Source organism: Streptococcus sp. SN3 (genome assembly GCF_030439905.1).
Map to the genome: position 1 here is coordinate 704,111 of NZ_JAQFJF010000001.1, position 21,410 is coordinate 725,520.

The window sequence follows — 21,410 nt, forward strand, 5'->3', positions numbered from 1 at the left end:
GAAAATACCTTATTCTTTATGATTGAGAAATCTTCCAACTGCCATTACGCTGGATTAAGCCAGTGGCAGAATCCTTAGCAGAGACATCGTCATCCTTAATATCCTGACGATTGACTAAGATAACTGGGTTGTTCTGAGAGTCTGCAAAGGCTAGAATTTGTTCTTCCTGATCCCGCACTGAAACCTGCAGCTTTAACTTAGCGTTATTTATCTGTGACACATGGCACTTATAAGTCAAGCGCTTCTGTCCAGGTCCTTCTGTCGGCTGATCCATGGAATTATCATTGTAAAGCCAGATAGTTCGATCGATATCTGTCAGAGAAAAGGAAACATAGGTCGGTAGGTCTTGATTTACCTGATAAGAAATTTCAAATTCAATCTCTTGTTCAGGTGAAATCTGAGGCGAATGCAAGAGCTTAACCTTCAAATCAGAAACCGCTGCATTCTCAACCTGAAATCCTTCGTTCATGGCTTTTGTTTCAGTCGCATTGTCCAGACTATACTGGTTGGCCACATCATCTGGATTGCCGATAGCCTTGACCAAGCCATTTTCAATCAAGACAGCCTTATTACAATATTTTTTAACAGCTCCCATGTCATGGGTCACCAGAATGGTCGTCTTACCTGACTCCTTGCGATCTTTGAAATAGTCATTACACTTACGCTGAAAGGCTTCGTCCCCGACAGCCAAGACCTCGTCCAAAATCAGAATATCACCCTGAGCCTTGATGGCCACAGAAAAGGCCAAACGCACCTGCATACCGCTAGAATAGTTCTTGAGTTTTTGATTCATAAACTCTCCCAGCTCAGCAAACTCCACGATATCATCGTACATGTCGTCTACTTCTTCTGTTGAGAATCCCAGCATGGCACCATTCATATAGACATTTTCGCGGCCAGTTAGTTCTGGATTGAATCCGACACCCAGCTCAATAAAGGAAACCAACTTACCATCAATAGTTACCTTGCCCTTCTCCGGAATATAAATCTCAGAGATAATTTTAAGGAGGGTAGACTTACCAGAGCCATTGCGCCCGACAATCCCGTAGAAGTCACCCTTTTCGACCTCAAAGGAAATATCTTTCAAAACATGCTGTTCTTTGTAGCCTTTGATTCCCTTAAAACGATTGACTAGACTGGTTCTTAAACTCTGAGTAGCCTCAGTAGGCAATCGAAAGAATTTACTTACATGGTCGACTTTTACTGCAATATTATTTGACATTATAAAATCTCCGCAAATCTCTTAGCATTTTTATTAAAGAAGAACAAACCTAGAGCCAATATCACAAAAGGAATCAAGTAGGGAATAAGGGCGATTAGTTTGTTGTTCACGATATCCCAGCCTCTGACATTGACAGGAGCAACAATGAAATGGCGCATATCTTGCAGCATCTGGGCAATCGGATTGAGCATCATAATTTTAGCTACAAAAAGTTTTTTACCATCCAAAAGGAAGTTCAGAGAGTAGATAATCGGGCTGGCGTACATTCCTGCTTGAAGAGCCACTTCCCAAATCGGTCCAATATCCCGATACTTCACAAACAAGGAAGACAGCATGAGGGCACAGCCCATTGCCAAGACCAATACTTCCAGAAAAAGAGGAATAATTACTAGCGTATGCAAGCCGAATTCCACCTGATTGATCAAGGCGAAAAGGAAAACAACGACTAGATTAATCAGAAAATTGATAGCTGCTCCAAGAACCGATGAAAAGACGATGGTATGTTTTGGAAAGTTCAATTTACGAAGCAAATCTCCCCGAGAAACGATGGAAAGCATGCCCATGTTAGTGGCTTCAGTAAAGAAAGACCAGAAGACCATCCCCAGCAAGAGTCCTACTGTATAGTGAGGGGTCCCGTCATCAAAGCGCAAAAAACGGACAAAGACCAGATACATGATAGTAAACATCATCAATGGCTTCAAAATCGACCAAAGATAACCGACCAAGGACCCTTGATAACGCAATTTAAAATCCGTCTTGATTAATTCTTTCAAAAGAATTCGATTTTTTTTACTAAAAAAATCCATGAATATTACTCCTTATAAGCAAACTTTGTGAGAATGAGGCTCGTAAAAACAAGCGTATGAAAAGTGCGGTTTTTACGGTAACCATATCGGCGAATCCTGCGCCAGCGCTCTTTAAAAGGCACCTCCATAATGGTCACAAAGTTCTCAATTAACTCTCTATTTTCAGCAGTCAGCGGCAGGACTAGCAAATTTCTAGCCTGGATCTGACTGTCTTTTATCAATTTCCAATATTTGGTAAAAAGAACATGGGGACGCACCCAGTTTTTTACTCGTTTTCTGAGCGTTCGAGCTCCCAGCACATTATTTGAATGCTGACGATAGAGCTCACCCGGCTTGTCAATATAGACTAGATTGCCAAAAGCCGCAGCCAGCAAGCCCAGATACCAGTCGTGCATGAGCAGTTCATGCTCTTCCTTCCCAGTCCAAAGTTGGGCCAAGGCGCGATTTATCATAGAAACTCCACCCGTCACCGTATTCTCCGTCAACTCTTGGACTAGTTCTGTATTAGCGTGATCTGACTGAGTGCGAATCATGCTTTCGTGAACAACCTGTAGCTCTTGATCCACGACCTTCAAGTCAGTATACACCAGCAAGGGCTGACTGCTATCATACTTGTCTGCCTCAGCCAATTGCATGGCAATCTTGTCTGGCAGCCAAACATCATCTTGGTCGCTAAAGAGATAGAAATCCGAATCTTGGTATTGAAGCAGGCTATGAAAACTCTGAATGACACCTAGATTTTGTGGATTTTCCCGATTGATAAAGGCAATGCGGTCATCCTTGCAGCAAAAGTCTTCGATGACAGCCCGCGTCCCATCTGTAGAGCCATCATCACGAATCAGCAGCTGCCAGTCCCTATATGTCTGCTCTTGAATACTCTTAATCTGCTCGGCCAGAAACTGCTCCCCATTATAGGTGGACAGAAGAATGGTCACTTTCATGATAAAAATAAATCCTCGTATTCACCCACAATTTTTTCCCAGGTGTAGTTTTCTTTCATATTTTCTTTGGCGGCTTGACCTAGCTCCGTAAAATCAGTTTGAGCATCTACTTGGTCAATGAGCTGGGCCAGCTGGCCTTCTTCTTTTTGCCAGTACAGAGCCGTTTCTTTTGCTACCTTACGGTTAAAGTCCACATCCAGCACCAGATTGGCATCTGTCTGAGCCAGTGCTTCCAAGAGTCCCGGATTGGTCCCACCAACCTCATGCCCATGTATGTATGCAAAAGCATGATTACGGATATATTTGAGCAGATTCTGATCATAGACCGTCCCAACAAATTTAATGCGAGAATCATGGTCAAAGCCTGTTTTCTGCTTGAGTTCTTCAAAATAGGGATTGCCCTCATGATTGCAGATAATCAGCAAATCACGTTGGGTTTTGGATTTCATGAACTCTTGAATGATGGTTTCATAGTTGTTTTCAGGAACGAAGCGTCCGACAATCAGGTAATAGTCTTTTTCCTTACTGGTCCACTTTTCAAAGAAGACCCTGACCTTGCCTTCGTTTTCCGTCAGATTGGACAGATAAAGGTCGGTTCCATAAGCTATACAGGTCGTTGTAGACCAAGGATAAGCTTTTTGAATATAGCTTTCGATGCCTTGATTATCCGCAATAACCAAGTCTGCATGCTTAGTCATGACCTTTTCAGAATACTTGAGATAGGCTTGAACTGGCTTAGACCATTTGGCCCGCTTCCACTCCAACCCGTCAGGATTGATAAAGAATTTACCGCCTGCCTGATGGATACGATGAGCAAAGGGAAAGATAAAAGCACCAATCGTATTTCCAAGAATATAGAAAATAGGCTGTTCAATCCGCTCTTTTTTAGCAAACTTGAGGGCATAGGAGACAGCCATCATATCATAGGCAATTACGCGGGCTGGGCCAAGCTTAGGTGGCTTGACTGTAAAACAGTCAACTCCCTTGTAGTCAAAATGATGAAAAGCTTCATCATCTGATAAGCAAGCCACATGATACTGGATTTGAGAAGAGATTTGATGCTCTGTCAATTTTTCGACAAAGGTTTCAAATCCTCCATATTTGGCAGGAAGTCCCCGACTCCCAATGATGAAGACATGTTTCATGATTTCCCTCAATTCAAGATTTTACAATCCATTCTATTATACCACTTTCTAGTGTGTTTGTATAATACAAAAAGGACAGGTAGAGCCACGGCTGCACTTGTCCTTTTCTTTCTTTAACCTCTTCTACCAGAAAACAGCTTATTTTTCACTTTGCGTAAGAAAGAGCTGGCTTGTTGAGAAGGTAAATTTGTATCCAATAAGCATTTGACATGACGCAAGGAGTTAACCTGGTACATTTCAGTGTTTTCAATCTTATCCAATAAGGTTTGGTAAACACTCTGAACTGTGTAACACTCTTGAATCTTGTCAAGATTGGCCACCGACTGGTCTTTTAATCTCTCAAAATTTGCCAAGGCAGCGTTTATCTTATCTGTTAGCTGTTCGATATTGCCAGATGAATACAGCTGACCTTCTTCAAAGATTTCATAGGCGGATAGATGACCAGGATTGTCCGACAAAATGGTCGGAAGGCCATTCATAATCGCTTCAATATAGACTAAGCCAAAGGTTTCCATTGCAGACGGAAATACCGCTAGGTCTGCTGCCGTCACCTCTGCCCAAGGATTGTCCTTGTGTCCCAAGAAACTAATATTTTTGACCTGATGTTCAGAGATATAAGTATCGCATCTTTTTTTGTACTCCTCATCCCAGGCTCCGATCAGAACTAAGGGCGGTTTTGGCTGAGATAACTGGTTATAGGCTTTTATCAATTCTAATTGATTTTTCCGCTCTGTCAAACGTCCAACTGACACAATACGCCTTTCGGCTCTATCCTTTTCTTCTGTATCAGTAGGCTGAATTTTCGTAAAAGGGGCAAAAGACAAGACTTTTCTGTCTGGTAGCAGCTCCTGTAACTGTCTCTGCAAGGCACCTCTAACTGCAAATATTTCCTGCGAATAATCACTGATAAAATCTAGCTTTCCCTTATAGTAACCAAACTCTCCGTCAGGAAATTCATGAATCAGCCAGAAATGCGGAACATTCTCGCAGGCCGCTGCCACTGCACCTTGAAACATATTGACCGTGTTGGTAATAACCAAATCAATCTTTCGCTCCGTTAGTATCTTTCTGAGCACTGAGGTATTTTCTTGATAAGAGCGAGACCTAGACTCAGGACTGTCTGGTAGGCCACCAGGAGCGTCCTCCCACCACCATTTAACTGACGGCAAGGCTATAGTCTCAATACCCAAGGCTGCCAAGCTGGATATATAGTCCTGCTGAACGGCTACATGATAATCCGGAATCGCATTGATAACCTGATGGCCCGTCTGGACCAAGTATTCCATCAAATTGACAATAGAGATTTCAGCTCCATTATCCAGCGTTCCAGTCGGCGAAATGAATAATATCTTTTTTTTCATAGCTTATCCTAATACATTCCAATAAAAGGGCACCATCAAGTAAAGGGAGACCAAGAAGTTAGCTAACAGAGTCCCAACCATCATTCGATTCACCACCCTGTCTTTAATGTCCAAGGTCCCTAGATTAGCAACAGTTGGTAGCAGTAAGATCAAGAAGGGTGTAAAATAACGTCCCTGAGCACCAACAGATATCATGGCACCTTTACCTAGAACGATGGGCGTCCACTGCAGATACATAATCGACACAACAGCAATCACTTGAACCAGAAACAGATAACGCGACATGACTGTATAGCCCTTGGTCATAAAATCTTTCTGCGACTGCAAGAAGATAAGCGCCAAGACTGCCACATCAATAAAAATCAACCAAAGCGGCAGCTGGATAGTAAAATTCCCCAAAAAGCCAAACATACCGATTGTCAAAATCGTATTCAAGTCGCCATTAACACTTTGCTTAAAGAGCGTATTCAGCAAAACTTGGCCATAGTGCAAGAGCCCACCCTGATTTCGAAAGGCTAGATGCAGGGCAAGAAAGAAAGCTAAAAAGCCAAGTAGATAGAAGATAGAGCGATAACGAGCTACAAAAGCTTTGGTTGCCGCAAAAGGCTTGTTCAGAACCGCAAGGAATCCTTCAAACTCAAAGTCAACAAAAGGCAGCAAGCCTAACAAAAGAACATTATTCGGTTTGGTGACAAAGAGGCCTATAGAAATCACCAAAAGCTCAAGTACATTTCTGTTGGTAAATTTCTTATGGTAGGCAATATTGGTCAAAAAGCCAACCGCCAACATAATCTCCAGATAGCTCATCACATCGTAAGAGAGAGAAGCAGCCTGCTGGACCATAATAGGCAAAAGAGATAGGAAAAGCAGAGCTTTTTTGCCATATTTGAAGTATTTAATCAGCAGATAAACCCCGATGATATATGCCAAAGCATTAAAGAGCCTCCCCATCATCACGATGAAGCCTACTGACGGATAAAGCATGCTTCCCAAGGTCATACCTAGTAGCTGAGGCAGAAAAGAGATAGCCTTGAGATTAAAGCCAAAGGTAAACTCTTCTTGCGCCAGATCTATCTTCTCTGAGAACAGCTGCTTGTACTCTGCCGGAGAAACATTCGGAGCGGATGGGATTTTATCCATCCATTTATATGTTCGACTAGTCGGTTTATGGAAGATTTCCCATGTCATACGAGCATGATTGGTCTCATCAGGCACTCGATTAATCGGTTGTGCAATCATAAAAGTCAAGACAAAGACACTTGCCAATAATAAGAAAATATTCTCAACTTTTACTTCTTTATTTCTTTTCAAAATAAGTCACCATTTCATCTTTTTTATCTAAACTGCAATTTTCTAATACAAAAGCGTAGGCGTTCTCTGCCAGTTCTCTACGTAAATCAGCAGAAAGAATCAAGCTCTCCAGCTTTTCTTTCCATTCACTATCTTTAGCCAAAAGTCCCGTCTGACCGTCAATCACCATGTCAGAAAAAGCACCAATATGACTGGCAATCGTTGGTACCTTGACCAGAGCTGCTTCTATCCACTTGATTTCTGACTTAGCCCGATTAAAGACTGAGTCAACCAACGGAGCTAGATTAATATCAACCTGACTAATCAGCTGAGGCAAGGCCTTCCAGTCCACATACTCATGGACGATAATACGCCGCGAATATTGTTTCATATCCTGAGGGATATCCAAGTGCCCTACAATATGAAGCTCCACGGATGGGTAGTTGTCAAGCACTTCTTTGATAGCCGGCTTGATAAGTTCAAAATTTTCATTGTGGCTGATAGAACCAGAGAAATAACCGATTTTGATTCTGTCGTCTGCACCAAAGTCTTCCTTCAAGAACTGCGAGCTAACCGCAATCAATTCGCTGGACGCCAGATTACGATTCAGCAGAACTGAGTCCTTGTATTTGAGCAATTCCTCTTTTAGCTGATTAGTGGAGGTAATCGCCCCATCACAAGCCGCCAGCATTTTCCCGTAATTCTTGACACTAGCATCGTAATTGCCCTTTTCCTTCTCAGACAAGCCTTGGGTATAGCTTAGCTGGTCCGTATAAAGGGTATCAAAGACCAAATCATCAATATCAAAATAAACTGGCTTATGCTCTTCCCGAGCCAAATCGCATAAAAGCTGGAGCTGGGCGGACCAAGGAGCGCGGTAGATAATGATGTGGCTGGCATACAGGGCTTGAGTCAGACTAAACTCAGACGCATTGACCACTTTCACAGCAAATCCATTCTTTCTAAGCTGCTCTGCCTTATTGAGAACACGGTAGCGCGTACACTGCGGAATGATGTTCTCTACACCGTCAATGATGAGGATATATTGATCACGAGGCACATCTTTGAATTTTTGAACGATATTCTCAAGAATCTCCACTGGGTAGTCTGTCTTCTCCCGAACATAGTCCAATACATCAGGAACCTCTGACTCTCTTTCCAGACCTTGCCATAAAAACTGCTGATCATCATAATTCTTCAAAGAAGTATACTTAATCAGAGGACTGCCCGCCTTTAACATCCTTAATGGATGAATATACATAGCCGAATCCCGATTTTCGTGAACCAAGGCATCGTAACGATAGCCCAAGTCAGCAAAGTACTTGGTAAAAGTCGTTTCATGCTTTCCGATAGCTTCTTCCCGTGAATCCGTGTCAGTCAGCACTTCCCAATAGTCGTAAAATTCTTCGGACTGAAGCAGCAAAGGCTCAATCACCAAAAAATAAGACTGTAGGTGATTGGGAATGTAACCATAGCGGTTAAATCCAGTAATATCTTCCTGGGTCTCACCATAGGAAATTCCCCAAAAATCAAGATTTCGGCCAGCCATAGTTTGAAAGACAGCCGCCAAATCACTCATAGGGCCGATATTGGTGTCATTGACGAGCATCAGCTGAGAACAATGCTGCAGCGTTTCCTTTCCTAAGGAAAGAATGCCTTCACGAAAAGCTGCCGTATCATAGCCGGTATTATCCCGCACCAAGACTTGACCATACTGTCCTAAGATTTCTAAATCCTCTGCAGCCAGTCCACCATTAACGACGATGAGAGTATTATCAGCCAAAACTGCTAACTTTTCTAAAAAGATAGTCTTATACTGCTGCAAGCGTGGCTCAGATTCAAAAATGACATAAATTAAGACTTTTTCGCCACTTGAAACTGAAGCTAAAGCTTTTTCTCGTTGAGAGTTCCGTAGCCATTGATAATAATAAACCTTAGGAGACTTAACTTGGCGTTTCAAACGAACCAGCTGTTGCTTAATCCGACTTAAAGCAGCTTTGATACTGCGAGGATTTTTGACTAATCGAGCCAGACGTTTCAATGGCGTAATCATGCCATTCCCCAGTCGATAGGAAATAGATCGGCGAATACGAAATTGCTCCTGAATAGCCTCATCTCGCTGTTCTTTTATCGTTCTCAGCCTGAATTTCAAGGAGTCTAGATTTTTATATAACTGTCGCTGATCCTCCTGCAGTTCAAGAACATAGTCGTTCACTTTATCCATATGCTGAATCAACTCATCCAAACGACCTTCCAGTGTAAATATGTTCTTGCCCAGAGCTTGGTAAATTTCATCTGGTATCTGTCTCACATACTTACGCAGGATTTTCAGATACATTTCGTAATGATATCTCGTAGAATCCCGTTTAGAGATTGACTCCTTATCAAAGACCCGGTAATTCAGCTTTGTCTTTACATTATAAACTGGTTTCGCACCTTGATTGATAATTAAGTTTAAAAGAAAATCATAGTCTTCCAGTTTTTCACGATTCAGCGCTTCATCATAATAAATACCATCAGCAACCGAACGACGAATGAGAGAACAGTTGGAAATATAATTCTCCGTTAAGAAAGCTAGCTTGTCAAATGGCCGTGATTTAAGGTAGAACTCCTTTTTATCAGGATTATACAAATCACCATAGACAATATCTGCCTCCTCTTGCACCATGCTTGTATAGAAGCTCTCAATATAGTCTGAATCCAGAAAATCGTCACTATCCACAAAAATAAAATAAGTGCCTTGAATTTGCTGCAAAGCCTTGTTTCTTGTCTTGACAACCCCCATATTTTCATGGCTTTCAAACCGCGTCGAAAAAGGGGAATCCACCAAGACAGACTCTATGATTTCAGCAGAATGGTCAGAGGAGCCATCATCCAATACCAGTAACTCAATATTTCGATAGGTCTGCTCAAAAATACTGCGCAAACACTGTTCAATGTAATCTTGATGGTTGTAACAAGTTACAACAACAGATATTAAATCTTTCATATACTTTCCTTGTAAATAACTCTATTAGTTTGAGTTAGCATCTTGACTCTTCATGTATGCTTTATTTATCAGATTTGCCACCCACTTTGGCCAGAAAAGCTGATACATGAACAAATCTTCTTTAGTCCGAGTGTTATCTGAAATGGTCTTGGTTGTTTCAGACTCTCCATGAATTCGGTGGCACATAAGCTTCTCAGAAATATAAGCAAAGCGACCCTTATAGGCGCTAATCTTGTACCAAGCATACCAATCCAGACTCACGCGCATTTCCTCATCAAATCGAAAATCCTTTAATGCCTCTAAGTTGTAAGTTACCGCCGGACAGGAAATAGGATTTCCAAAAGCCAGGACACGATTTCTCCAAAAACGGCTGGCCGGCATCAGATTCAAGGTTTTAAGCATGAGAGTCTTGATTTTCAGATTAGTATTAGCCGGAATTTTGACTCCATTTTTCTCTTCAAAATAGTCTGTATAGGCAATGAGAATGTCCTTCGACTGCTCTATTTTTTGCATCACTGCTTCTAGATAAGTTGGCTCATAGTAGTCATCCTGATGAGCAATGGTAGCATAAGAAGTCTCAACAAAGGAAAGGGCATTATTCCAGTCCTTACCGATACCACCGCCTTCTTTCGTGTAAAAAGGAATACCGTACTTCTGGCACAGCTGCTTGATTGAATCCAACGGTGTTGAGCTATAGCAGATAATCTTTGATGGCAAGGTTTGAGCTTGCAAAGACAGGATACAAGCTTCTAAAAATTCACTCTCGCCATAGGCGCAAATCACCCAGGTATGGTTATTTTTCATCTTTTTCACTCTCTAACTTGGACATTCTTTGCTTCATGATAGACAATTCTTGCACCAACTGCTTGATTTGCTCCTTTTGCTTGGAAATGGAAATAGTATGTAAAAAAACAATAATCAGTAGGAAAAAGATGGCCAAGGACATGACAAAGTTTGAGGTCAGCTCAAAGCCCAACAATTTGGCAATCGAAACTGGAATCCAATCAAAAATAGAGATAACAATCATTACAAAGCCAATAATAATCCACATAAAGGCTTGCTCAAATAAAATATTGTTTTGATTGATATTCCGAAAGACAAAATACAGGAATAGAACTGAAGCCACTAGCATAACAATAGACAAAATGGACATTATTCACTCTCTTTCATAAAAGCAGCAATCAAGATCGAAGAGCAAACTTCAATCATATAGCGAATGGACTTAATAGGAGTAATCGAAGAGACTCCTCCTGCACGTTCAAACATATTGGCTGGTGATTCCACCACTTTATATTTCCGCTTCAAGATATGGACGATTGATTCTGGCTCAGGATACTTGATAGGATAGCGCGCAGCGAATTGTCTAATAATGTCTTGATTGGCCAAACGATAGCCTGATGTGGTATCCAGAATCCTTTTGCCAGTTGTTAATTTAATAAAAGCTGAAATAATGGTAATGCCAAAACGCCGCATAAAAGTCGTCTGAAATTCCGAAGACTTGTCACCGATAAAACGAGAACCAACAACCAAATCAGCCTGCTGACGACGAATAGGATCCAGCAAAGCATCCAGCGACTCAATATCATGCTGACCATCTCCATCAAACTGTACGGCCACATCATAATCCTTCTCAAGAGCATACTTATAGCCCGTCTGAACAGCTCCGCCAATCCCTAAATTCATAACCAAATGAATAGCATTCAGATGATGGCTGTCCAAAATCTCCTTAGTTCTGTCAACGGATCCATCATTGATAACTACGTAGTCTAAGTCAAAATCAACTTTCTTCCGATATTCTACAATGCTCATAACCGTATTTAAAATACTTTCTTCCTCATTATAAGCAGGAATTATCATTAAAACTTTCATTAATTTAATCTATTCTTTCTATAACATGTCATCACATTATTTTTTGTTTTTCTGCAACTGTTTTTTTCTATATTTCATAAAGCTCGGAATTAGGGAATTGATAATCTTATATCTTAGCATTGGAAAAGGCTTCATAACAATATTAAAGATTCTAAAACAAACAAAATACAGCTGCCAACCTTCTTCCATTGGTGTATCCTTCCATGGAGTTTTGTGTAGATAATAGAGGTACTCCTTTTTAAACCTATGTGTATTCCCCTTCCGCCAAGGTCTCTCTTCACCTAGATAGTGAATAATTGTAGGTGCTTTCCGAAAATGATTAAAATCTTCCTGTGACATAAACTTAGTTGGCTTACTTAATTCACTCAACGTTTTATAAGGATAGACATCATAAATATTAAAATAATTAAAGGAAATTGGCAAGGTAAAAATTTGCTCTTTCAAGGCTCCATTTAAGGCATCTTGGTCTGGTGCGAATAGCTTTCCTTCATGAAATTGATAAAATTCTATGACCTTTTTACCAATCTCTTCCCTACGCCATTTTTTTAGATCGATCAATAGGACACCCGAATTATGATAGGGGTGCTCTTTCAAAGCTAGAAATTCCTTTCTTGACTTATCCACAGTTGGTTCGGGACACATACCTATTACCTTATCTCCTAAGTCGCTATAAAAAAGAGAACCTATATCTTCTAGAACTAGTGTATCTCCGTCGAGATATAAAATCCTATCAACTTCTTGTGGAAGAAGTTTATCTAAAAAAAGACGTGCCAAAATAATTGAAGACCAACCGTTTGTATCAAAATCAAAATCAATATAGTCTGCGATATTATTTATAGAAATAATACAAACTTTTCTATCGTAACTTTTAGCAAATCCTTTTAATTTGTTTTGATTCTCTTGGCTTATCCTCTCGCCAATTAAATATACTGTAATATTCTCAGCAGATTTATTATTCTCAAATATAGAACACATACAGGTTGCAACTTGAGGTACGAACGCATCATTTAATGTAAATAAGATATTCATAAAATTCTACTTCTTTCTTTTTTCCTGATTTTTAGCAATGCCATAAATAATCAGACTTGTTGCATAAAAGACGCACATGGAGATTAAAAAGGAATTAGCAGCTCCCAGCAATTTTTGATCACGAATAAATGGTAAAGTAATAAATTTTGAAACAGCAAATGTCAATAAATAGGCTATCATCAGATAATGCTGTTTTCTAAAGATGGTCATAATGATATCAACCACTAGAGCAAAAACATTCAAAATACCGCCTATAAGTAATATAGTGAAAGGAAGCTTATACTCCTGTAATTTGATACCATAGACAGCACTAAGCACTTCTGTACCAATCAGATAGCCCAAAATAACAATAACAAGTCCTAAAACAGTCATTACTAGATTTAGAGTATTGACCTGTTTGAAAAATAGTGTAAATTTCTTCTCGTTCCAATAAATAGAAAGCTGTGTAGTCAACGGTCTCAGGACGAAGAATAAAAGGGATAGGACAAAGACAGGCATGAATAGAACATTAAAGTCTCTTTGAACCCCAGATGAAAAATAGCCATTTGTCAAAAGGTAATCAATATCAATTTTTGGCTCGTTATAGATATACGTTATCAAAAATCCATTTAAAAACAAGGGAAAACTATTTTTCAAAATAGAATACACATTTTTTCTATCATCATGGAGTTTAGGCGAAAACTTTTCCTGAGAAAAATGTAATCTACAGTTTCTGAAATCTAAGGGGAAGGTCAGAATAAAATTCGCACAACAAATAACAATACTAGCTACCATCAATGATTTTGTAAGCAACAGGACTATCGCAAATATTAACATACAAATCCAGCTCCTATAGAATTGCACCTTTCCGGCTAAATCTGATCTATTTTTTTGCTGAAATAATCCTTGAAAAACATCTGAATACGCATCTATAGCCCGATAAACAACAAGCAATAAAATAATACTAGATTTGTAAACATCATACCCTTGCCATAGAGTATAGATAAACGATGTTAAAATCATCAAAAAGACCGTAAAAAGTCTCGTATTATGATAAGAACCAAATTGGTATCTTTCTTTTACATCCGTAGATTGCAGATTTCTAACTTGAAAATAACCTAGAACAAAGAACTGCTGACCAAGAGCATAAGCAATACTAAAAATATCAGAATCTCTTGAATCTAGAAATCTAGAAGCTAGTAGAAGCAAGACGACTGATATCAATGAAGATGAGACTGTCCCCAACATGTTCCATATATAGTTATTTTTCAGTCCTTCTTTTGAGATTATTTTTTCTATTTCTTTATTACCGTCATTATTTTTAGCATAAGGTGATGATCCTGATTTTGAGGGCATTTTTCTTCTCCAAATGTATTCTATTTCTTATTATACTATACTTTCAGTGAAAAGTGAAAATCCTTCTTGAAAGAATCTCTCTTTTAAATGATACTTTCTTCCCCAACCTAATTAAAAAGGACAAAACTTCTATCAAGCTTATATCTATACTTCTTCTCTTTCCGTTTCCTAAATCATCTTAAAGGTGGTTCTGCAAAATCAAGCTATCTATTCTGGAGATTACCGACTACCTTTTATTCTTCTGTATACTAAAAAACCTCGTTTTCACGAGGTTTAGTGTCTGATTATAATTGTTATCTGGGAACGGAATCGAATTAAGCTTCGATTTCTGTAACCATACCTGAACCAACGGTACGTCCACCTTCACGGATAGAGAAAGTAGTACCTTGTTCAACGGCGATTGGGTGGATCAACTCAACGTCGATTGTTACGTTATCACCAGGCATTACCATTTCAGTACCTGCTGGAAGTTCGATTGAACCTGTAACGTCAGTTGTACGGAAGTAGAACTGTGGACGGTAGTTGTTGAAGAATGGAGTGTGACGTCCACCTTCTTCTTTAGTAAGGATATAAACTTCACCCTTGAATTTAGTGTGTGGGTTGATTGAACCTGGTTTAGCGATAACTTGTCCACGTTCGATTTCATCACGTTGGATACCACGGAGAAGCACACCTACGTTGTCCCCTGCAAGACCTTCGTCAAGCTGTTTACGGAACATTTCAACACCAGTAACAACTGCTTTTTGGATTTCTTCTTTGATACCAACGATTTCGATTTCGTCGTTGACTTTAACGATACCACGGTCGATACGTCCTGAAGCAACTGTACCACGACCAGTGATTGAGAATACGTCTTCGACTGGAAGAAGCAATGGCTTGTCAGTATCGCGTTCTGGTTCTGGGATGTACTCATCAACAGTGTCCATCAATTCCATGATGATGTCTTCATATTTAGAGTCACCTTCAAGAGCTTTAAGAGCTGAACCTTGGATAACTGGAAGATCGTCACCTGGGAAGTCGTATTCTGACAAGAGGTCACGGATTTCCATTTCAACCAATTCAAGCAATTCTTCATCGTCAACCAAGTCAACTTTGTTCATGAAGACGATCAAGTGTTTAACACCAACCTGACGTGAAAGCAAGATGTGCTCACGAGTTTGTGGCATTGGTCCGTCAGTTGAAGCTACTACAAGGATTGCTCCGTCCATTTGAGCGGCACCAGTGATCATGTTTTTAACGTAGTCCGCGTGTCCTGGAGCGTCGATGTGAGCGTAGTGACGCTTAGCAGTTTCATACTCAACGTGCGCAGTGTTGATAGTGATTCCGCGTTCGCGTTCTTCTGGAGCAGCATCGATAGACGCATAGTCTTTAGGTTGGTTAACTGCTGAAGGCAAGCGACGTGCCAATACAGTTGTGATAGCTGCTGTCAAAGTAGTTTTACCGTGGTCAACGTGTCCGATAGTACCAATGTTAACGTGTGGTTTACTACGATCGTATTTTTCTTTTGCCATTTGAGTAAAAGCCTCCAATAAAATATATTTTATAGATAGACAGTAGGCAATACAGTCTAACTTTCCTTACTATTTTATCAAATTTAAATGAAAATGCAAGTCTTTTAGCATTTTTTTGTGAATTATTCCTTGTCTAACTGATAGTAAGGCTGATTGGAAACGGAAGCACCAATACTCGAAGCAGCAATCCATTCTTTCCCTTCTAATTGGCTGAAATTCTCAGCTTTCCCAGTCAGAATAATACCAGAAAAGGTCAATTGATCCCGATTTTCTGCTTCACGAATATCTAGCTGACCAAATTTCTTGAGATAGGACTCAACCTCATTGTACATGTTGTACCCACTAACACTTGGGAAAAGATTTTTATCTGCCTTTTTCAGATAATCCAAGAAAGTCTGCTGCTCTTTCTTAGCCTCTTTTGCCTTCTTCCTAACATCTGAATCATAAGTAAAGAGAAGACTAGCGTTAGCTCCATAGGTCAGCTTGGGATCAGAATACAGTTCAATACCATTTTCACTATCTTCTGACTGACTGCCAATCCAGTACCAGTTGATTTTGAGATTGTTCGGTATCATCTGCTGGATTTCCTTATAGGTATAAGGCTTATCAAAAGTCAAAGCTACTTCCACCAATTGATTCGGCATTTCTTTGACAGAAGCCAACTCTTTAGGCATAGAATTACTATCCTTTGTCCCTTTGGCATTGATATTATAGAAGACAGGATATTTTTGACGCAAGGTTCGCGTATAGGTTCCTGAGAGAGACAAATAAGTCCCTTCCGCAGTCGGATCTCTAAAAGCACCTATGAGTGAATAGTTTCCCTCATAGGAAGGATAAGCCACCTTCACTCCATCTAAATCCTTGAAACGATCGGAACGTAAGGTCCCTGAAAAAAAGGAAGTTTGAGTGTGGTAAAGACTATCATAGTCAACATTAGGATAGGCGATTTCGGACATAACTTCGTACTGTTTTTGTAAGTCTCGTCCGTTACCAGAGGTTAATTCTGCCAGCCCCTTTCCTAGAAGACCTAAGAGAACTAAAGATACAACGGAGCTAATAGCGACTGTCTTCCAGATTCTTTTTCTTCTGCTTTTCTTTGCAACATTTTCAAATGTTTCCATTTCGATATCCTTTCTTTTCCAGCTCCTTTCGGAGTTTAGCACGACTGCGCATCAGCTGAATCTTGACCTTGCTAACTGAGTAAGACATGATTTGGGCAATCTCCTTGACCGTGAAATCTTGAAAATAATAGAGTTCTAAAAGCGTGGCTTCCTTGAGTGGCAGATCTTCTATCATACTTCTTAGCAGCTCATAATCTTCATTTTCAAAGGGATTGACAAGATCTTTTCCAAAAAATTCTTTTCGCAAAATCTCCAAATAATGCTTATCTCTCCTATATCTGTCGATATAGCGCCGGATGGAAACTCGATACATCCAAGCTCGCATCTTTTCCGCCGGAATAATAACCTCTGTTTCCAACATCTTGACAAAAACGTCCTGAACTACATCTTCTGCTTCCACTTTAGAAGCCCCTGACTTCTGCAGATAGGAGACAATCTCGCGAGCAAAGCCTATCAAGATTGTTTCATATTCATCTAGTTTGATAAGCTCACCCCCTCCTTCACTAGTATAACGAATTAAGTAGCCCTTTGGTTACAAAAATAGAAAAAACCGGAACAATTCCGATTTTCTCTTTGTATTAGCCAGAGTTTCTCAGACCAGTCGCAATACCGTTGATGGTGATGTGAATCAGCTTTTCTTGATCAGGTGTGAGCTGGCCATTTCGCTGACGCTTGATCAGTTCTAGCTGGATATAGTTCAAAACATTAAAGTAAGGCATACGATAGTGCAAGCTATCTCTCAGATATGTGTTTTCTGCTAGGAGCTCATCATGACCTTCAATCTCTAGAATGACATCCTTAGTTAGCTGCCACTCATCCAAGATAATATTGAAAATATCTCGCACATTCTGATCTTCACAAAGCTGCGCATACTCAAAAGCGATATTCATATTTGACTTAGACAGAACCATGTCTACATTTGATAAGAGTGACTTGAAGAACGGCCATCTCTTATACATAAATTGCAGAAAGGCTAAGTTATTTTCTGGGTCTTCATCAATGAATTCCTTGAAACTCGACCCGACACCATACCAGCCTGGGAACATAACCCGACTTTGAGACCATGAGAAGACCCATGGAATCGCCCTGAGGCCACCGATTTCAGTGATGGTTTTACGGGCAGCTGGACGAGAACCGATATTAAAGCTAGAGATAGCCTTGATAGGGCTGGATTCAAAGAAATAATCGTAAAAACGCTCGTCACCAAAGACCAAATCACGGTAAATCTGATAACTGCGATTGACTACTTGGTCCATGATTCGCTCATATTTATCAGAAGTATGGCTATCGCTCTTCTTATGAGTTACCATGCGGTTAATGGCAGCAGACACCAGCATTTCCAAGTTATAGTAGGCTGCGTCTTTGTTTCCATATTTATTTCCAATAACTTCGCCTTGCTCAGTCAGACGGATCCGGTCATTGATACTGCGGAGTGGCTGAGATGTGATTGCTTCATAGGTTGGGCCGCCACCGCGTCCCACCGTACCACCCCGGCCATGGAAGAAGGTGATTTTCACGCCAAACTTATCACCGATAGCTGTCAGCTGCTGTTGAGCCTTATAGAGAGTCCAGCAAGAAGATAGGTAGCCACCGTCCTTATTACTGTCTGAATAGCCCAGCATGATTTCCTGGTAATTATCCTTAGAGGCAATCCACTTCTGCGCAATTGGCAGAGATAGGTATTTCTCCATAGTATCGCAGGAATTGTCCAAATCCTCAATGGTTTCAAAGAGCGGAACAATCTGGACACGTGCTCCGTTTTCATCAATCAGCCCTACTTCCTTAAGCATAATAGCCAACTCAAGTAGATCTGATACACTGGTCGAGTGAGAGATAATATTCTGCTTAATAACTTCCTCACCAATGGCATCTTTTAGCTGACGAGCTGTTTTGAAAATCTCCAGTTCTTTTTGAAGGAGTTCGGATTTAGGCTCATGAGTAGCTGACAGGATACGAGGATCTTCTAGCAGCTGTTTGAGGAGAACCTGGCATTTTTCTTCTTCCGATAGATTGCTATAATCCTGGACAATATTAGCTGAAGCCAAGAGCTCAGCCACACAAGCCTCATGAACGCTGGAATCCTGACGCATATCAATGCTGGCCAAGAAGAAGCCGAAAACATCAACCGCTTGGAGAAGTTCAGTCAAGTCGCCACTTACCAAAGCTTCCCCATGATGTTCAATAAGAGAATCATAAATGACCTGCAAGTCTTTTTTAAATTCCTGAGCTGTTTTGTAAGAAGGTGTCTCCTCCTTCTTCAGCTCAGTCAGGGTCTCGCTGATACGAGACTGGATATAATTAGGAATGATTTCTCTTCCCTTATTGCTGACAGAAAGGTTAGCCTTCGCAGAAAATTTTTCCTCAGCTCGGTCAGTCAATCGCTGACCATCATTTGAGAAATTGCCTTCTTTTAGGTAAAGCAAGGTTTGAATCAGCTTGGACTGGATATAGTGAAAAGCACGGCGGTAAGGCTCATTTTCCCGATAAACAGACTTGTCTGTAGACAGAGCTGCCATTTCTGCTACTGCCTGACTGGTTTCTGAGAGGTTGGTCGAGAGCGAAAAGGTGCGATAGAGTGTATAAACCTTGTCAATGTAATAGTTGAGGATGACTTCACTCTGGAGGGTGGCTGACAGTTTCAGAGTTTCTGCGGTTACAAAAGGATTGCCATCTCGATCTCCGCCAATCCACATTCCCATGGTAATAGGCTTAGGATTATCCAGCTTGATACCCCGCTCTTCTGCCAAGCGTCTGTATTCAACCATAAAGTTGGTAATTGCTTGTAGGAAAGAGCTGTTATAGTATTCCATGACATTGGTAATCTCATTGGTCACTTTCAGCTTCTTCTCACGGATCATATCTGTCTGCATCATAAGCTCAATATAGCGGCGGAGATTTCCTAGCCACTTCTTCTCATTGACTAGTCCTGCTTTAACATCTCGATGCTGACGCAGTAAACTATGAATATGATTGGTTAAGTCCAGAATAGTCTTGCGCTGGACCTGGGTCGGGTGAGCTGTCAGTACTGGCACAACATTCAAATTCTCCAGAATCTCCTGAGCATTTTCCCGCGTTGAAATCAGGTCAATGGTTGTTGACAGCTTCCCAAGATAATCTTGATTAATATTGTTCTGGTGGTTGATTTCATAAGCTAGGTCAACATCTTCTGAGATATTAATCAAAAGCGGCAAAATAGAGAAATAACGAGAAATATAAACCATTTCATCCGTCGTTAGCTCTTCTACAATCGCTTTTAACTCATGATATTTGGAGTTAACAGCCAGCTCTTCCATGAGGGAGATTTTTTCAAAGGTCTCAGGGCTGAGAAGATTCCGAGTAATATCGGCAAGCAAGTCTGTCAAAATAGCGACTTCTTCTCGAATTACTTCTTTATTACTGTAGCTTTCTAATTTGTTAAACGACATAATCTGCACCTTTCATTTTTGCAACAACTGTTCACACAAACTGCGATTAAGATTCCTCAGACTGATCTTGTGCCTCCGCTTCCATCTGCTCATACAGGGCATCACGGCGCTCGTTGGCATCAATATTGAGTACCAAGGCGATGGCTACTGACAAGACCAGAAGACTGTTCCCCCCCTGCGATAGGAAGGGGAAGGTTACTCCTGTAGAAGGAATGAGACCTGAAATTCCACCGATATTGATGAAGGTCTGCATGAGTATCATACCGCCAATTCCCAAAGCCATCATGGAGTTAAATGGATTCTTTGCCCGAATCCCTACCAAGATAATTCTCAGAATCAGGAAAAAGAGTAAGGCCAGAATCAGACTGGCACCAAAGAAACCAAATTCTTCTATCACGATAGAAAAAACAAAGTCTGTATGAGCTTCCGGCAAATAGCCGCGCTTCTCAATAGAGTTCCCCAAGCCTAGACCAAACCAGCCGCCGTTACTCATAGCATAGTAGGAATTAGCCAATTGGTGGCCTGAGCCAGACAGGTCCTTGAAGGGATTGAAGAAAGCACTGAAACGCTTGGCCACATACCCAAAGACTGGAATCTTGGCCACGCGCTCAACCCCAATCAACCAAATGCTCGCCAGAACCAATCCCGAAACACTGACAATGGCTCCCAGCATCGTAGAAAACCATCGATAGCCAATCCCGCTGACAGCAATCATTATCACGACGGTCAAAAATAGAATAGTCGCATTTCCAAGGTCTGGCATAATCGCTACAATCCCAATCAGAATAGCCACCATGGTCCGCCAGTCGTTAAAGGCTTTAGGAAACCAATGGTTATGGGTCAGGGCTTGGTAGTCATAGACCTTTATCTCCTCCTGCCTCTTAGTGAAGCGAAAAGCTAGATACCAGACCAGAATAATCTTCAAATACTCAGCAGGCTGAACACTGAAAGCTCCGATTCTCAACCAACCATGAGCGCCGTTAATAGTCCCCGTTATAAAACGAGATAAGAGCAAAAGGATTATTTCAGCAAAGATAACTATAGTCAGGATGCCTCCTTTTTTCAGGAAACCCAAGCGGATTCTATATAGGAGCGCAATTATAAAGAGACTTATTACCCAAAAAATCCCCTGATTCAAGACCATGCCAAAACCATTTCCTCCGGCCTGAATCGAGGTAGGACTCGTCGTTGAATAGACCACAATCAATCCCAAAACAGATAAAATCAAATAGGGAATCAAGATGGAATAATTCAACAAGTGCTTCTTGTCAATTTTCATATTTCACCATTAAACTTCTAAAAATTCAATTCTCATTATACCACCTTTTGGATTGAAAAAAAAGCATTAGTGCAGAGACTGGGACAA

General features: G+C 40.7%; 17 protein-coding genes. All 17 read right to left on the reverse strand.

The window, feature by feature from the left end:
- Positions 1-16 precede the first annotated feature (16 nt).
- Positions 17-1,222 (reverse strand): ABC transporter ATP-binding protein, encoded by a 1,206-nt coding sequence (locus tag PCY71_RS03210; RefSeq protein WP_002909350.1) that lies wholly within the window; start codon positions 1,220-1,222, stop codon positions 17-19.
- Entirely contained in the window at positions 1,222-2,028 is an 807-nt protein-coding gene (locus PCY71_RS03215) for an ABC transporter permease (RefSeq protein ID WP_002897250.1), read from the reverse strand. Before PCY71_RS03215 ends, PCY71_RS03210 begins: the two co-directional genes overlap by 1 nt.
- A gap of 5 nt (positions 2,029-2,033) precedes the next feature.
- Positions 2,034-2,969: a glycosyltransferase family 2 protein gene (locus PCY71_RS03220; RefSeq protein ID WP_002909349.1), complete on the reverse strand. Its 936-nt coding sequence runs from the start codon at positions 2,967-2,969 to the stop codon at positions 2,034-2,036.
- Positions 2,966-4,114, reverse strand: coding sequence for a beta 1-4 rhamnosyltransferase Cps2T (gene cps2T, locus PCY71_RS03225; RefSeq protein ID WP_002909348.1), 1,149 nt, complete (start codon positions 4,112-4,114; stop codon positions 2,966-2,968). The genes PCY71_RS03220 and cps2T overlap by 4 nt, the downstream gene beginning before the upstream one ends.
- 113 nt (positions 4,115-4,227) lie before the next feature.
- A complete protein-coding gene (locus PCY71_RS03230) occupies positions 4,228-5,475 on the reverse strand; it encodes a glycosyltransferase family 4 protein (protein WP_048774210.1) in 1,248 nt (415 codons plus the stop codon).
- 3 nt (positions 5,476-5,478) lie between these two features.
- On the reverse strand, positions 5,479-6,786 hold the full coding sequence (locus tag PCY71_RS03235; protein ID WP_002909346.1) for a DUF2142 domain-containing protein: 1,308 nt from the start codon (positions 6,784-6,786) through the stop codon (positions 5,479-5,481).
- Positions 6,773-9,754, reverse strand: a complete 2,982-nt coding sequence (locus PCY71_RS03240; protein WP_048774212.1) for a rhamnan synthesis F family protein — start codon at positions 9,752-9,754, stop codon at positions 6,773-6,775. The genes PCY71_RS03235 and PCY71_RS03240 overlap by 14 nt, the downstream gene beginning before the upstream one ends.
- 24 nt (positions 9,755-9,778) lie before the next feature.
- Complete coding sequence (locus tag PCY71_RS03245; protein WP_002904930.1) at positions 9,779-10,558, reverse strand: glycosyltransferase family 2 protein; 780 nt, start codon at positions 10,556-10,558, stop codon at positions 9,779-9,781.
- Positions 10,548-10,907 carry a DUF2304 domain-containing protein gene (locus PCY71_RS03250; RefSeq protein WP_002909343.1) on the reverse strand — a complete coding sequence of 120 codons (360 nt, stop codon included), beginning with the start codon at positions 10,905-10,907 and terminating at the stop codon, positions 10,548-10,550. The genes PCY71_RS03245 and PCY71_RS03250 overlap by 11 nt, the downstream gene beginning before the upstream one ends.
- A complete protein-coding gene (locus PCY71_RS03255; protein ID WP_002909342.1) occupies positions 10,907-11,623 on the reverse strand; it encodes a glycosyltransferase family 2 protein in 717 nt (238 codons plus the stop codon). The genes PCY71_RS03250 and PCY71_RS03255 overlap by 1 nt, the downstream gene beginning before the upstream one ends.
- Positions 11,624-11,659: 36 nt before the next feature.
- A complete protein-coding gene (locus tag PCY71_RS03260; protein WP_002909341.1) occupies positions 11,660-12,652 on the reverse strand; it encodes a glycosyltransferase family 8 protein in 993 nt (330 codons plus the stop codon).
- A 6-nt stretch (positions 12,653-12,658) separates the two neighbouring features.
- Entirely contained in the window at positions 12,659-13,987 is a 1,329-nt protein-coding gene (locus PCY71_RS03265; RefSeq protein ID WP_002909340.1) for a lipopolysaccharide biosynthesis protein, read from the reverse strand.
- 314 nt (positions 13,988-14,301) lie between these two features.
- A complete protein-coding gene (gene tuf, locus PCY71_RS03270; protein ID WP_002895003.1) occupies positions 14,302-15,498 on the reverse strand; it encodes an elongation factor Tu in 1,197 nt (398 codons plus the stop codon).
- A 122-nt stretch (positions 15,499-15,620) separates the two neighbouring features.
- A complete protein-coding gene (locus tag PCY71_RS03275; protein ID WP_002909339.1) occupies positions 15,621-16,619 on the reverse strand; it encodes an anti sigma factor C-terminal domain-containing protein in 999 nt (332 codons plus the stop codon).
- Entirely contained in the window at positions 16,606-17,076 is a 471-nt protein-coding gene (locus PCY71_RS03280; protein WP_002909338.1) for an RNA polymerase sigma factor, read from the reverse strand. The genes PCY71_RS03275 and PCY71_RS03280 overlap by 14 nt, the downstream gene beginning before the upstream one ends.
- Positions 17,077-17,197: 121 nt before the next feature.
- Positions 17,198-20,044, reverse strand: a complete 2,847-nt coding sequence (gene ppc / locus PCY71_RS03285; RefSeq protein ID WP_002904935.1) for a phosphoenolpyruvate carboxylase — start codon at positions 20,042-20,044, stop codon at positions 17,198-17,200.
- 46 nt (positions 20,045-20,090) lie between these two features.
- Positions 20,091-21,323 carry an FtsW/RodA/SpoVE family cell cycle protein gene (locus PCY71_RS03290; protein ID WP_002904936.1) on the reverse strand — a complete coding sequence of 411 codons (1,233 nt, stop codon included), beginning with the start codon at positions 21,321-21,323 and terminating at the stop codon, positions 20,091-20,093.
- Positions 21,324-21,410: the final 87 nt, after the last annotated feature.